The 14,118-nt window shown below is 51.5% G+C and carries 12 protein-coding genes and 1 tRNA gene; 11 read left to right on the top strand and 2 right to left on the bottom strand.

Going from position 1 to position 14,118, the window contains the following annotated elements:
* The 3 genes from rho to purS all read left to right on the top strand — a co-directional run.
* Positions 1-1,040: transcription termination factor Rho (gene rho / locus ABWO75_RS07735; protein ID WP_353184239.1), on the top strand; the 1,040-nt coding region annotated here is incomplete at its 5' end.
* A 73-nt stretch (positions 1,041-1,113) separates the two neighbouring features.
* Complete coding sequence (pssA, locus tag ABWO75_RS07730; RefSeq protein ID WP_353184237.1) at positions 1,114-1,791, top strand: CDP-diacylglycerol--serine O-phosphatidyltransferase; 678 nt, start codon at positions 1,114-1,116, stop codon at positions 1,789-1,791.
* Positions 1,788-2,039 carry a phosphoribosylformylglycinamidine synthase subunit PurS gene (purS, locus tag ABWO75_RS07725; protein ID WP_353184235.1) on the top strand — a complete coding sequence of 84 codons (252 nt, stop codon included), beginning with the start codon at positions 1,788-1,790 and terminating at the stop codon, positions 2,037-2,039. The genes pssA and purS overlap by 4 nt, the downstream gene beginning before the upstream one ends.
* Positions 2,040-2,070: 31 nt before the next feature.
* On the opposite strand, the gene folK is transcribed toward purS, so the two are convergent.
* On the bottom strand, positions 2,071-2,565 hold the full coding sequence (gene folK / locus ABWO75_RS07720) for a 2-amino-4-hydroxy-6-hydroxymethyldihydropteridine diphosphokinase (protein ID WP_353184233.1): 495 nt from the start codon (positions 2,563-2,565) through the stop codon (positions 2,071-2,073).
* A gap of 446 nt (positions 2,566-3,011) precedes the next feature.
* Between folK and sppA the strand changes: the two genes are divergently transcribed.
* The 3 genes from sppA to ABWO75_RS07705 all read left to right on the top strand — a co-directional run bounded on the left by sppA (position 3,012) and on the right by ABWO75_RS07705 (position 7,052).
* The gene (sppA, locus tag ABWO75_RS07715) at positions 3,012-4,784 is read left to right on the top strand and encodes a signal peptide peptidase SppA (protein ID WP_353184231.1); all 1,773 of its coding nucleotides are present in this window, start codon (positions 3,012-3,014) and stop codon (positions 4,782-4,784) included.
* 4 nt (positions 4,785-4,788) lie between these two features.
* Complete coding sequence (locus ABWO75_RS07710; protein ID WP_353184229.1) at positions 4,789-5,640, top strand: hydroxymethylglutaryl-CoA lyase-like TIM-barrel protein; 852 nt, start codon at positions 4,789-4,791, stop codon at positions 5,638-5,640.
* Between the two features lie 221 nt (positions 5,641-5,861).
* Entirely contained in the window at positions 5,862-7,052 is a 1,191-nt protein-coding gene (locus tag ABWO75_RS07705; RefSeq protein ID WP_353184227.1) for a phosphoglycerate kinase, read from the top strand.
* A 268-nt stretch (positions 7,053-7,320) separates the two neighbouring features.
* On the opposite strand, the gene ABWO75_RS07700 is transcribed toward ABWO75_RS07705, so the two are convergent.
* Positions 7,321-10,029, bottom strand: a complete 2,709-nt coding sequence (locus ABWO75_RS07700; RefSeq protein WP_353184225.1) for a hypothetical protein — start codon at positions 10,027-10,029, stop codon at positions 7,321-7,323.
* 789 nt (positions 10,030-10,818) lie between these two features.
* Here ABWO75_RS07700 and mgtE point away from each other — a divergent pair.
* From mgtE to ABWO75_RS07675, 5 genes are all read left to right on the top strand, one after another.
* Positions 10,819-12,198 (top strand): magnesium transporter, encoded by a 1,380-nt coding sequence (gene mgtE, locus ABWO75_RS07695; RefSeq protein ID WP_353184223.1) that lies wholly within the window; start codon positions 10,819-10,821, stop codon positions 12,196-12,198.
* A 133-nt stretch (positions 12,199-12,331) separates the two neighbouring features.
* Positions 12,332-12,405 (top strand) — tRNA-Asn (locus ABWO75_RS07690).
* A 222-nt stretch (positions 12,406-12,627) separates the two neighbouring features.
* The gene (locus ABWO75_RS07685; RefSeq protein WP_353184221.1) at positions 12,628-12,960 is read left to right on the top strand and encodes an ArsR/SmtB family transcription factor; all 333 of its coding nucleotides are present in this window, start codon (positions 12,628-12,630) and stop codon (positions 12,958-12,960) included.
* Positions 12,961-13,018: 58 nt separating this feature from the next.
* Entirely contained in the window at positions 13,019-13,483 is a 465-nt protein-coding gene (locus ABWO75_RS07680; protein WP_353184219.1) for a DUF6428 family protein, read from the top strand.
* 19 nt (positions 13,484-13,502) lie between these two features.
* A complete protein-coding gene (locus tag ABWO75_RS07675) occupies positions 13,503-14,117 on the top strand; it encodes an arsenate-mycothiol transferase ArsC (RefSeq protein WP_353184217.1) in 615 nt (204 codons plus the stop codon).
* The last annotated feature ends 1 nt before the right edge of the window (position 14,118 follow it).

Here is a 14,118-nt window from a genome sequence, read left to right as displayed (position 1 = left end):
ACAATTACCTGACTTCTCCGGATGATATTTATGTATCCCAGTCACAGATAAAATTATTTGGCCTCAAAACCGGCGATACAGTCCGGGGCAGTATCCGTCCGCCTAAAGAAGGGGAGAAGTATTTCCCTTTGGTGCGCGTAGAGGCTATCAATGGCCAAAATCCGGCGGAAGTGCGCGACCGGGTACCTTTTGATTTCCTGACGCCGCTGTTCCCAACCGAACGGCTGAAGCTGTTTACCGGCCCGGGCAACCACTCAACCCGGATCATGGATTTGTTTACCCCCATTGGTAAAGGACAGCGTGGCCTGATTGTGGCGCAGCCCAAAACAGGTAAAACGATGCTGCTGAAAGATGTAGCCAACGCAATTGCCAAAAATCATCCCGAGGTGTACCTGATCATTCTCCTGATCGACGAACGGCCGGAAGAGGTAACTGACATGGCGCGCAGTGTGCGTGCTGAGGTGGTGTCTTCTACATTCGATGAACCAGCGGAACGACACGTTAAGATCGCGAACATCGTACTGGAAAAGGCGAAACGCATGGTAGAGTGCGGACATGATGTAGTGATCCTGCTCGACTCGATCACTCGTCTGGCACGTGCCTATAATACGGTAGCACCGGCATCGGGTAAGATCCTGTCAGGTGGTGTGGATGCCAATGCCCTTCACAAACCAAAACGTTTCTTCGGCGCGGCCCGGAATATCGAACATGGCGGATCGTTGACCATACTGGCAACGGCATTGATTGATACCGGCTCCAAGATGGATGAAGTTATTTTTGAGGAATTCAAAGGAACCGGTAACATGGAACTGCAGTTGGACCGCAAGCTGTCCAACAAGCGGATTTTCCCGGCGATCGACCTTATCGCATCCAGCACACGTCGCGACGACCTGCTCAACGACCGGGAAACGCTGCAGCGGATCTGGGTACTGCGCAATCACCTGGCGGATATGAATTCAACGGAAGCAATGGAATTCTTGCTGGCCCAGATGCGGGGGACCAAGTCCAACGAGGAATTCCTGATCAGCATGAACGGTTAATCCGGTTTGTCCGGAATAGATTCCGTCGTTTTTCCGAAGTGACGCATTTGCCAATCAGGAGAACTCCTGTCTTATGAAGCAGCATATCCCCAATATGATCACTTGCCTGAATCTATTCAGCGGGTGTGTCGGTGTCGTGTTTGCCCTGGAGGGCCAGCCCGAGGTAGCCGCATACCTGGTGGTACTTGCGGGGATATTTGACTTTTTTGATGGACTGGCCGCGCGCGCGCTGGGTGTACATAATCCCATCGGCAAGCAACTGGATTCACTGGCCGACGTTGTCAGCTTCGGCCTGTTGCCCGGGGCCATCCTGTATACCATTCTCGGAACCGCGGTCCCTGCGGCAGATTACCTGCCTTACTTCGGTTTTATCGTGACTGTGTTTTCTGCACTCCGACTGGCGAAATTCAATATTGATGAGCGGCAGTCTACCGATTTTATCGGCCTCAATACACCGATGAATGCCTTTTATGTGGCATCGCTGCCGTTCATTGCCCAAACACACGATCAGGTCGTTTATCATCCGGCCTTCCTTGTGGGCAGTATCGTTGTCACCAGCCTGCTTCTGGTAAGTGAAGTCAGGCTGTTCTCCATGAAAATGAGTTCGCTTTCCTGGCACGGTAACCGGTGGCGGTTCATTTTTATAATTATCAGTGTACTGTTGATTGGTTTGCTTAAATTTGTGGCGGTTCCAATCATACTGGTGCTTTATTTTTTGTTTTCATACATTCACTTTAAATCGATAACATGAAGTTTTTGGCAGAAATCAACGTGATGCCGCTGAAGGAAATCCTGGACCCGCAGGGAAAAGCGGTAACGGGTGGCATGAAGAACCTGGGGCTGACGGAAATCAGCAATGTGAGGATCGGAAAGCACATTACTCTTGAAATAACTGCCGAAACCGAGGCCATCGCCCGCGAAAAAGTGGAAGAGGCGTGCAAGAAACTGCTTGCTAACCTCATCATGGAAAGCTACACATTTGAACTTCAAGCGTTATAAACGCCTGCTTCGTTCCGATACCTGCAATACGTTATTTTCCGATCCTGAACCGCCGCACACCCAATGGATCGGGTGTGCACGCCAGCAGTTCCGTAATGGTCTTTTGGTGCGCCGGATGGATGACCCCCGGTGCGATCTCCTGCAGCGGAACGAGGGCAAACCGCCGGTTCGGTAAATGGGGGTGGGGAATCTGCAGGCGCGGATGGTCTACCACACGGTTGCCATACAGCAGGATGTCAATGTCAATCAGTCTGGGACCCCATTTCTGGTGGCGCTCGCGTCCCAGTTTCCGCTCGATTTCGTTAATGATCTTGAGTAACTGCAGCGGCGTAAGCGGCGTAGTTAATTTAACCACCTGATTCAGGTAATCGGGCTGGTCGTGTTTTCCCCATGCCATGGATTCGTATATCGACGAAATGGCGGAAATTTCTCCCGCTTCCTCAGCGAGACTATGCACCGCCAGGTCGAGCAGGGCCTGCCGGTTGCCCAAATTGGTGCCCAATAAGAGATATGCCTCCTGTTTCATTATGCAGCTAAAAAAGAACAGCCTGACAGCTGTCCGGATTCATGGGCCAAACTTAGATAAATTCACTTGTACAATCAATATTATTGGCTCGGGTATCCGGCAAATCGGTGTTGCGAAGGCCGTCTTCATCGGGGAAACGCATAAAAAGAAAAGCATAAGGACGCCATGGATTGTTTATTGGCTGATTGGCCGTCCCTCTGCTGTAACTATCCGCCGCCGGGATGGTCAAAAGATGTGATGCGGTATATATTACACTACAACATTTTTAGCTAAGTTTGGGTGCTTGAACGAATAAGCCGTCGATCCGACACGGATGTTAATCGGAACGGATCCGACTGATAATTGAAAGACAAATAAAACAGCTGAAACCTGCCATGCCTGCGCTCCAGGACAAGGGCGGCAAACGCAGGTTTTATAGGGGTATTTAATGAATAAATTATTTTCGAATGAAATCTTTTTTTAAGTACGTGCTCGCCACGGTAACGGGGATCGTTATTTCTTTTTTTCTACTGGTGATTATCGGTGTCATTGTGGTAGGTGCGTGGGTCGGTTCGGTCGTGTCCGACAAGGAAACGGCAGTAGCCAGCAATTCCGTGCTCCATGTCAAATTGGATTACCAGATCACTGAGCGGACCATTCCCAATCCGTTTGAGGAGCTTGACGTGCCGGGATTCAAGACAGAAAAATCGGTTGGATTGGATGCGATTCTGGAAGGTATTTCCGGAGCCAAAACGGACGACCGTATCAAGGGCATCTACCTGGATCTTTCCGGCGTTTCCGCCAGTTTCGCAACCTTGCAGGAAATCCGGGATGCATTGGTCGACTTTAAGACGTCGGGTAAGTTTATCGTCGCCTACGGCGATCATTATACGCAACGCGCCTATTACCTGGTATCCACCGCCGATAAGGTATACATTAATCCGGAAGGTACAATCGATTTCAGGGGGCTTGCTTCGCAGACCATGTTCCTGAAGGGTGCGCTGGATAAGCTCGGTATCGAGGCCCAGGTGGTTAAGGTGGGTACCTATAAAAGTGCGGTGGAACCACTGGTGCTCGACCGGATGAGCGACGCCAACCGCGAGCAGGTCAGCTCGTTCCTTGGCAGCATCTATGACCATTTCCTCAGCGAAGTTGCAGCAGGCCGAAAGATCGACAAAGATTCATTGTTCACGATCTCCGACCAATACCTGGTGCGGACGGCTCAGGACGCCGTGGATTACCGGCTGGCCGATGGGATAAAATATAAAGATGAACTCCTGACCGAGCTGAAAACCCGGATCGGTATCGAGGAATCAGACGACATCAATGTCGTGAGCCTCAGTAAATATAAACCGGCCCCGAAGACGTCCGGCAGTGCCACGCGCGACCGGATTGCGGTCGTATATGCCGTTGGCGAGATCACCTCGGGTGAGGGAAATAACGACATCATCGGCTCGGACCGGATTTCGCGGGAGTTGCGGAAAGTACGGCGCGATGATAAGGTAAAGGCCGTGGTGTTCCGCATTAATTCACCCGGGGGCAGCGCACAGGCGTCCGATGTGATCTGGAGGGAGGTCGACCTGTTGAGCAAAGTAAAACCGGTTATCGTTTCGATGGGCGACGTAGCCGCATCGGGAGGATATTATATCGCGGCCGCAGCTGATTCCATTTTTGCCCAGCCGAATACCATCACCGGATCCATCGGCGTGTTTGGCGTGGTGCCCAATATGCAGAACCTCATGAACAATAAACTGGGCATCACGTTCGATGGGGTGAAGACCGGCCAGTACGCCGACTTCCTCACGAATGTCGATCGCCCCCTCACCGCCGATGAACGGCGCATCCTCCAACTGGAGGTAAACCGCATCTACGACACGTTCCTGCAACGGGTAGCCGATGGCCGTAGCCTGAGCAAAGCACAGGTCGACAGCATTGGCCAGGGGCGGGTGTGGAGCGGCGAGCAGGCGCTGGCCAATGGGCTGGTTGATCGCCTGGGAAGTATTAACGATGCGGTCGCGGCCGCTGCAAAGAAAGCCGGGCTGGACGATTACCGGCTGGTTACCTACCCGGCTATTTCGAGCCCGTTCGAATCGCTGCTGGGCGGGTCTGCCGACCGTGTCAGTGCCTGGATCAGCCAGCGTGAGCTGGGCGAATATTACCGTTACTACGAGCAAATGCGGGCAGGAGTGCAGCTGCGTGGAATCCAGGCCCGAATGCCGTTTACACTCGAAATCTATTGATCCCATGCTGTCCATTACGGAATGTCCCCGCGATGCCATGCAGGGAATCGACCGTCAGATTCCCACTGCTGTAAAGGTCAATTACCTGCAACGGTTGCTGGCAGTTGGCTTTTCGCGGTTGGATTTCGGGAGTTTTGTATCGCATCGCGCCGTTCCCCAGCTGCGCGATACCGCCGCCGTACTCGGGCAACTGGACACCGCGGCCAGCGCCACGCAGCTGCTGGCAATCGTGGCAAATGTGCGGGGAGCGAGGGAAGCCGCCGGCTATCCGGCGATACACGTACTTGGCTTTCCATTCTCCGTATCGGAGACATTTCAGCTGCGTAATACCGGTCGCACCATCGCGCAGTCCCTGGAGATAGTCAGGGAAATGGCGGCCGTATGCCGTGATCAGGGCAAACAGCTGCTGATCTACCTTTCGATGGGATTCGGCAACCCGTACGGTGATCCGTGGGGACCGGATATTGTAGCCGGATATGCCGCTGAACTGGCCGCAATTGGTATCCGGGAGATGGCCGTTGCGGATACCGTGGGCAGCGCGGCGCCACGTGGGATTACCGAAATTTACACCCGCCTTACACGTGCGCTTCCGGGAGTTGCCCTGGGATTGCACCTGCACAGTACACCCGCAACCACCCGCAGCAAGCTGGCGGCCGCGCTGGATGCAGGATGCGACCGCTTTGATACGGCATTGCGGGGATTTGGCGGATGCCCGATGGCAGCGGATCGGCTGACAGGCAATATCGCCACCGAAACACTGCTGGACCTGGCGGCTGAACGGCAAATGCCAACCGGCCTGGACATGCAGGCCTGGCAGGCGGCCATGCAGTACAGCAACGAGGTGTTTCTCCCGTAAGAAAAAAAAGGGATCGCTGTGAATTTGCCGATTCTTATTATAGCTTTGTGTGCTAAACGATAAAGAAGTACAAGCATGGATCCCGCACGGTTAAAATAACCATTGCTTTACCCCCTTCGCCTTTTCCTGTGCTCATGAACGGTTCGCAGGCAAGTTTGCAGGGCAATGATTGTTTTTGATCGTCAACGGTTCCACCTGATAACGGAAAAACAAAAAGACAGATGAAAACCATAGATAATTTAAATTTTGCAGGTAAAAAAGCCCTGATTCGTGTCGATTTCAACGTGCCACTTGACGAACAGTACCGCATCACGGATGACAACCGTATCCAGGGTGCTGCCCCGACGATCAGGAAGATATTGAAAGACGGCGGGTCAGTTATCCTGATGTCGCACCTCGGCCGGCCGAAAGACGGTCCAACGGATAAGTTTTCCCTCCGGCACATTGTTGGCCACCTGTCCGAAGTACTTGGTGTGCCGGTTCAGTTTGCCGACGACTGTATCGGTGAAGCAGCCTATGCCAAGGCGGCTGCCTTGCAGCCGGGTGAGGTACTGTTGCTGGAAAACCTCCGTTTTTACAAAGAGGAAGAGAAAGGCGACCGGGAATTTGCAGGAAAGCTGGCCAAACTGGGGGATGTTTATGTAAACGACGCCTTCGGCACCGCCCACCGCGCACACGCTTCCACGGCCGTAATTGCTCAGTTCTTTCCCGATGCCCGGTATTTCGGCTACCTGATGGCCGCCGAGATCGGCAATGCCGAAAAAGTGCTGAACAACCCCCAACGCCCTTTTACCGCCATTATGGGAGGGGCCAAGGTGTCCGATAAACTTGAACTCATCGAGGCCCTGCTGGAAAAGGTTGATAACCTGATTATCGGCGGCGGCATGGCCTATACCTTTGTCAAAGCCCGCGGCGGTGAAATCGGGAAATCCCTGGTTGAGCTGGACAAACTCGACCTGGCCAACAGGCTGGTGGAAAAGGCAGAAGCCAAAGGGGTGAACCTGGTGTTGCCCACCGACTCGCAGATTGCCGACGAATTTGCCCCGGATTCCCCGGCCTATAACGGGCCTAACGACCAGATCCCCGCAGATAAAATGGGACTGGACATCGGCAAGGAATCGGGCGAGCATTTTGCCCAGGTGATTATGGCGTCCAACACCATTCTGTGGAACGGGCCGATGGGTGTGTTTGAAATGGATAAATTTGCGAAAGGCACCCGGGCCGTTGCCGATGCGGTGGTAGCTGCTACCGAGCGCGGTGCTTTTTCCCTGATTGGCGGCGGTGATTCCGCGGCTGCGGTAAGCAAATTCGGCATGACTGAGCATGTCAGTTACGTAAGCACCGGCGGCGGCGCCCTGCTCGAATACATGGAAGGCAAGGAACTGCCCGGCGTAAAGGCCATTAACGAATAACCAACGAACTGGAATTTCCGGAAAATCCGGATACAGCACAATAGTGGAAGCACCTGAACAAACAGGTGCTTTTTTTGTTGGTGAATGTTCCGGCTATGCACCGGGAACCGATCGGGACTGGTTCGGGATGAGTCCAGGGTGAGTCCAGTATGAGTCCAGGGTGAGTCCACCTTTTTATGAAGATAAGTGGTGTCAGGATGGACGCACCCTGTACACACCCCATACACGGGACGGATCAGGCCGCTCCCATCTCCGGTTCAGGGGATACTCAGTAGCTATAGCCGATGCCATAGGTCGCGAATACCCGCCGGCGTGCCCCGGTCTCGTTGGCATAGATGAGTTTTACGCCAATGTCGAAGTTGGGCAGGTAAAAGCGCAGGAAATTCATATCCGACCGAAATTCGATTCCAAATGTCCGCGGCCGGAATGGGTGGCCGGTCCGTACATTCTGGAAGTCGGCAAACAGTCCGCCCCGGAAGCGCCGGATATAAGCCAGCGGACCGATCGTCCAATCGGGATAGGCCAGCGGAAAACGGTAACTCAACAGCAGGGTGTTGTCTACCGGCATCGGCCGCAGCTGGTCAAACCCGCTCACCAGCGGAATATCATTGGCAACCGGATACGGACCGTTGTGCTGCTGGTAGCTGAAACGTGCAAGCAGGGAGTGGTTCGGCAACAGTCCGGGAAAATAAAATGCAGTACGCAGGGAGAAACGCACGCTTCCGATCCTGTCATCGAAGGGCATGTGGTGATACGCCAGGCTGAAGTGCTGTCCCCAGCGGGGTGCGATGTCCAGTGCGCGCTGCCGGACACTGTGGCCGGCATAAACCCGGTAATGCAGGGGGAACCGGATGTGGTTGATGAACCGGTCCTGAAACTCAGGTTCGTTCAAACCGTACCGGGAGGTATAGGAAGTGGCGACAGCCGCACCCATCGTGTACGTGTGGTTGAGCCGGTAAAAGACCAGCGGAACATCCGCCTGGAAGGTCGTGACGTGCTCCCGCCAGCGCAGACTGGTCAATCCGGTTTCGCTGCCTTCCGATACACGGGCAGTCCCTACCTGGCCGCGGTTGCGGTATTCCAGGGATAGTTTAGGAAAATAACGCTGATAGGTCGCCGAAGCAAAGTACTCGCTGCTCCGTATGTCGCCATCGTAACGGTACCCGAGCCGGAGCTGGGCCGTATTGAGCAGGTTGTCCGACAGCCAGTAGATGCCCGGTTGGATGGCGCTGAAATCGGCGAAATTACCCGCGTCAACGGAAAGACTATGGAAGTTGACCAGGTTTTTGACTTCATTATATTCGCGTGAAGCGAAGATCTGCTGTTTCGTGGTGTCAATAGATGTTAAATCAATTTCGTGGCTTACAAGTGGTTTAAAATAGCTGATATGGGAATCCGGCTTTTTCCCGGCCAACGGATGGTCACCCCTTATTCCTGCCAGCCAACTGATGCGGTATCCATCTGACTGATAGTTATTAAACCAGAGCCGCCCGGTTGCTTCATCAAAGGAAGGGTTGAATGCCCCAAACGCTACGTTGGTGAGCTGGCTGATGGATCCGTCTGCCCTGTTAAATGCATAAATATTGTCTATGCCGTCGTAATGTGCTTTGAAGACGATTGCATCGCCTGCATAGCTGGGGCGTGTTAGCTGCTGCGGCTGCCAACCGGTTAGCTGGCTGAACGTATGCGTGTTACAGTCGAATTCGATCAGTGCGGCACCCGCGCGGGTAACGCCCACCGCGATTATTTTGTTGCCCGACGCGTCGAAAGCGGGCGTCTGCAGCATCATATTTTCCGGCGGGGAGTAATTCCCGAGGATTTTACCGTCATCCGTGCGCAATAGAACCAGCTGGACCGCATTGTCCCAGCCGATGGCAATCGCCGCAACCTGCGAGCCGGCAGGGTGCAGCGCAGGTGAAAAAAGGCGGCTTTTATGTGTTAATTGTCGGTATTCCTTCGTTTTTAAGTCGTATAGATTAATGACATTGTATGTGCGTTTGCCATAACGGCCGTGCCGCCGCAGTTCATCCCAGGTAATTTTTCCGGCTGCATAAGAAAAGTTGGGTTCGGTTTGCCGCCCGGTTCCGGTTATGGTTTGCTGCGCCCCGGTCTTATCCAGTGCCACAATGGTTGGCACCTGTTGCCGGCCCTGGTTCAGCGCAATAATGCGGCCGTCGGGCAGCACCTGCGGCAGCAGCCAGCTCTCCGGTTTCGGGGATTCGTGCACAGGGAAAACAGGGTAGGAAACCGGCTGGCGGACCACCTCCTGTTTCCGCCATTCAGCGGCCAGTTCGTCCATGGTTTTTTGATACCATTGACGGGTATTGTAACCCGTCAGCTTCCGCAGCGTGCGACTGAAATTATAGGGGCGTACAGGGTTGCGTGCCATGCGTGTCATCAGGCTGTCGAGGATGCCCGCGCCATAGTCGCGCTGCAGCTTGGCCACCATGAAATACCCCAGTTCATAATACCCCGCTGTGATGTCTTTCAACGACCCCAGGTAATTCTTCTGATAGCCGAATGCTGACCCGCTGAGCAGGTTTGTCCGGAGAGGCATTTCCCACGACGGAAGCCGGCCGCGACCACTGGGACTCAACACAGTTTCGGTTACGACGGCATCCCCCTCAAAGAACCACGCCGGAAGGGTAATCCCATAGATCGCAAAGGCGAGCTGTTCGAAAAAAGGAGCCCGGAGATTCCCTGTCAATTTGTCAATCTGAACCACGTGCCGAAGTTCGTGGATGGCCAGCTGGTTGAGCCAGTCCTGAAAATCATTTTCCTGGGGTGGGGTAGTGAGGAGCTCGGACCGACGCGGTGCGAGCTGTACAAATCCGTTGGACTCGACGGTCTGGTTTTGCAAAATGATGGAAATTTTCCGGGGTGCTTTACCCATTGTTTCGCCAACCTGATGCCCGATCTGTTGTAGCCGATGTGCGAGCTGCTGCGCCTCATTTTCAAATGGTGTGGGAAAAATCAATTGGAAATCCGGTGTCTCAATCTGACGCCATTGTACACTTGGGGGTGCCTGTTCCGCGTTAAAAATCTGTGAAAAAGCAGATAATGAATATATACATAATATTAATATACTTAAAATGTTGATAAATATATATTTATATGTTATATTCGGTGATTTCACAGGGGGTTGCTAAATTTTGTAGTAAACGCTGCCTTCGGACGAACTATTAATTATATAGTTGTTGTTTATATATATTTATTTATTTTCTGATTAATAATTAGTTAAAATTTTAGTATCTTATGAATATTCATATAAAACAGGGTAAATTGAAGGGATATAAATCCGTTTTATGAATGGATTTCGGCATCTCGGACAAACCTGTTGTTTTATACGGCTAATGTACACTATCTTTTCGAAGTTCGGTAGCCGGATTTTTTTATTGCTGTTGATTCAACCGATCGGCCCGCATCGGGAATGCTATTTTGCCGGACGGCTGTTTTTAGATTACACAGGCGGACTCGCTATGGTTGACCGACTGTGGTATCAGACGGGTTGCGGCGCATCGGCGGCTCGAATCACTGTCGGGCTTACACAACGGTAATTTTCGATAACGTATGATTCAATGCCCGCGGCGTTGGCTGGATGAAGTGCTGTCATAATGGCATTTTTAGAATCCTTTGATCCGTTGGCGACCGATACATTTTCATTGATTTAGGCTGGCGATTTGTTCGTTCTTTTAATATAAAAAACCGACTTTTGCAGCAAAATTATTTTACCAATGTAGGATACTATTTAATATAAGGAGGGCCCATGGAAGAACTGGAAATGCTGGTTGAACAAACCGAATTACTCCTGGATGCAGGAGATACGCAACGGCTCAAAGAACATCTGGATGAACTGAACATTTCGGATGTCGAGGCGTTGATCGACGAGCTTCCTGAGTATGGACCTGCCTTTATTGAAACGCTTAGTATCAACCGTGCCGTACACGTCTTCGGCATCCTCGATTTCCCTACCCAGGAACGCATCCTTAAGCGGCTGTCAGGCGGCAAGATTTCCGAGCTCATTAATGAGATGCCACCGGATGATCGTACCGCATTTTTCAGTGAGCTGAAAGGTGATGTTGTAAAGCAGCTGATCATCCTCCTACCGCCTTCGGAACGCAAGGAAGCATTGGCGCTGCTGGGTTATCCGGAAGACAGTGTCGGACGGCTCATGACACCCGATTACATCACCGTCAAACAGCATTGGACCATTACCCGTGTATTGGAACATGTCCGTAAATACGGCAGGGCTTCCGAGACGATCGATGTGCTGTACGTGATCGACAAGGACGGCCGGCTGATGGATGATATCCGGATACGGAACATCCTGCTGGCTGACCCCGAAATGCGGGTGAGGGACCTGATCGATAACCGGCTGATCGCATTGAATGCCAATGACCCCCAGGAGGAGGCGATCAATGTATTCCGGATGAATAACCGGGTGGCACTCCCGGTGGTGGACGACCAGGGGATTATGCTGGGTATCGTGACGATCGACGACATCCTCTGGCTTGCCAACGAGGAGTATACGGAAGACATGCAGCGGATCGGGGGTAGCGAGGCGCTGGACGAACCTTACCTCGATGTGTCCGTGCTGCACCTGGTGCGGAAACGCGCAGGATGGCTCGTGGTGCTGTTCCTGGGTCAGCTGCTTACCGCCACGGTGATGGAGCATTACGAAAGCCAGCTCGCCAGTGCGGTGATGCTGTTCATGTTCATTCCGCTGATCATTTCCAGCGGCGGCAACAGCGGCTCCCAGGCGTCGACATTGATTATCCAGGCTATGGCCCTGGGTGAAGTGACGCTGGCCGACTGGTGGCGGGTTATGCGCCGCGAGATCCTCTCGGGCATTTTACTTGGACTGATACTGGGGGTGCTGGGTTTTATCCGGATTCTGACCTGGCAGACGTTTGCGCACGCATACGGTGAATACTGGTGGCTGGTGGGGATTGTGGTGAGCCTCTCCCTGATGGGTGTCGTGCTCTGGGGGTCGCTGGTTGGTGCCATGCTGCCGTTTGTGCTTCGCAAATTGGGCGCTGACCCAGCCTCGTCATCGGCCCCTTTTGTATCTACCCTGGTTGACGTGACGGGACTGATCATCTATTTTACCGTGGCAACATTGATGCTCGCCGGCATTTTATTGTGACCTTTTTGGCCCCGACCCAGCGAGAAAAAATATTTTTTTAAATATTTTGCTTTTTAGTCGGAAAATCCCGAATATTGCAGTCCCAAAACGGGATGTCCCGGACAGCGTCCGGCATAACCAGACAACAAAACACTCCTGAATAGCTCAGCTGGTTAGAGCATCTGACTGTTAATCAGAGGGTCGCTGGTTCGAGCCCAGCTTCAGGAGCGGTAAAAGCCTCACAGTAATGTGGGGCTTTTTTGTTTTTCATCCAATTATACCCACTTTCCACTGCTAACATTAAGCGTGCGAAGGGGGCGGTATCTGTTGCAGGTCCGCATAATTTATAGCGAAGTAATTATTCTTCTTGCAGCCGTTTTAAAATAATTGAAAAAAAATAATGGAAAAGTAATTGTTATATCGTAATATTGCGATATTAAAACAGGAGATATGGGGCTTACCAAGTCAGAAATATTTACGGATGAGCAAAATAAACTGGCGTCCCTATTTAAAGTTTTAGGGCACCCGGCAAGGGTTGCCATACTTCAATACATCATTGATCAGAAAGCCTGTATCTGCAACGATTTGGTTGGGGAATTGGGATTGGCACAGGCAACGATTTCGCAGCATTTAAAGGAATTGAAAAATACCGGTATTATTCAGGGGACAATTGAGGGAAAGTCTGTTTGCTATTGTATCGATGAAAAGATATGGAAACAGGTTCAAGCAGCATTTAATGCGTTTTTCAATCAGGAAGTAAAAGTAATCAGTTGTTGTCCATAGTATTTTTTTAACCTTCAATATCGTAATATTACGATGTCATATTTTTAAATTCAACGTTATGAAACTATCAACAATTAAAGCAATCCTGCCAACATTGGACAATGTTGCATTTCAATTAGAGAACGGGGAATCGGTTCCTGAGCATTTCCACGTCACGGAAATCGGACAGGTCACTAAGCACTTTATTGATTGCGGAGGCGTAATCCGTACCGAGAAAGCGGTGAATTTCCAATTATGGAATGCCAATGATTATGCGCACAGGCTAAAGCCAGTCAAGCTATTAAACATCATCAAGCTTTCCGAAGAGAAATTAGGTATCGAAGATGCCGAGATTGAAGTAGAATACCAAAGCGGAACGATCGGCAAGTATGAGCTGGACTTTAATGGGGATCAGTTTATACTGAAGAACAAACAGACCGCTTGCCTGGCAAGTAGTGCCTGTGGCGATCCTGCGGAGCAGCAGAAGGAAAAATTACCGGTATTGAACAATAGTTGTTGCACACCTGATTCGGGATGCTGTTAAGAACCAAAGATCGAACGTGATGTATAGGAGTTTAGCTGAAACTATAAAGGTAATAATTAACGGCCAGCCCATAAATGAAGAACGCAAGGCCATCTTACAGCCGTTAATCGATTTTATACAACTAAAAGCGAACAGCAGGCAGGATATAAACCTTAATTTCATCTGTACGCATAACTCACGCAGAAGCCATTTAGCGCAGGTATGGGCGCAGGTAGCAAGTATGCGCGCCAATATTCCGAAGGTATATTGTTATTCAGGCGGCACGGAAGAAACGGAACTGTTCCCAAAAGTGGTAGAAACATTAATCCATCAGGGGTTCCATATTTTCAGCGTCGCAAACGTTGATAACCCAATATATGCAATAAAATACAGTGATAACGCCTTACCCATCATCGGATTTTCCAAAAAATACGATAGTCCTTTCAATCCTGCATCGGCATTTGCGGCTGTAATGACCTGTTCACAGGCTGACAGCGGATGCCCATTCGTCGCCGGTGCGGAGAAACGAATACCCATCATATTTGAGGATCCTAAGATTTCAGACGGTACGCCGGAGCAGGCAATGGTATATGCCGAAAGGAGTTTGCAAATAGCGGCGGAAATGTGTTACGTTTTTTCAATGATTAAGGGGTAAC

Source organism: Parapedobacter lycopersici (genome assembly GCF_040395035.1).
GTDB classification, from domain to species: domain Bacteria; phylum Bacteroidota; class Bacteroidia; order Sphingobacteriales; family Sphingobacteriaceae; genus Parapedobacter; species Parapedobacter lycopersici_A.
This window is presented reverse-complemented; position numbering and strand designations above follow the sequence as displayed.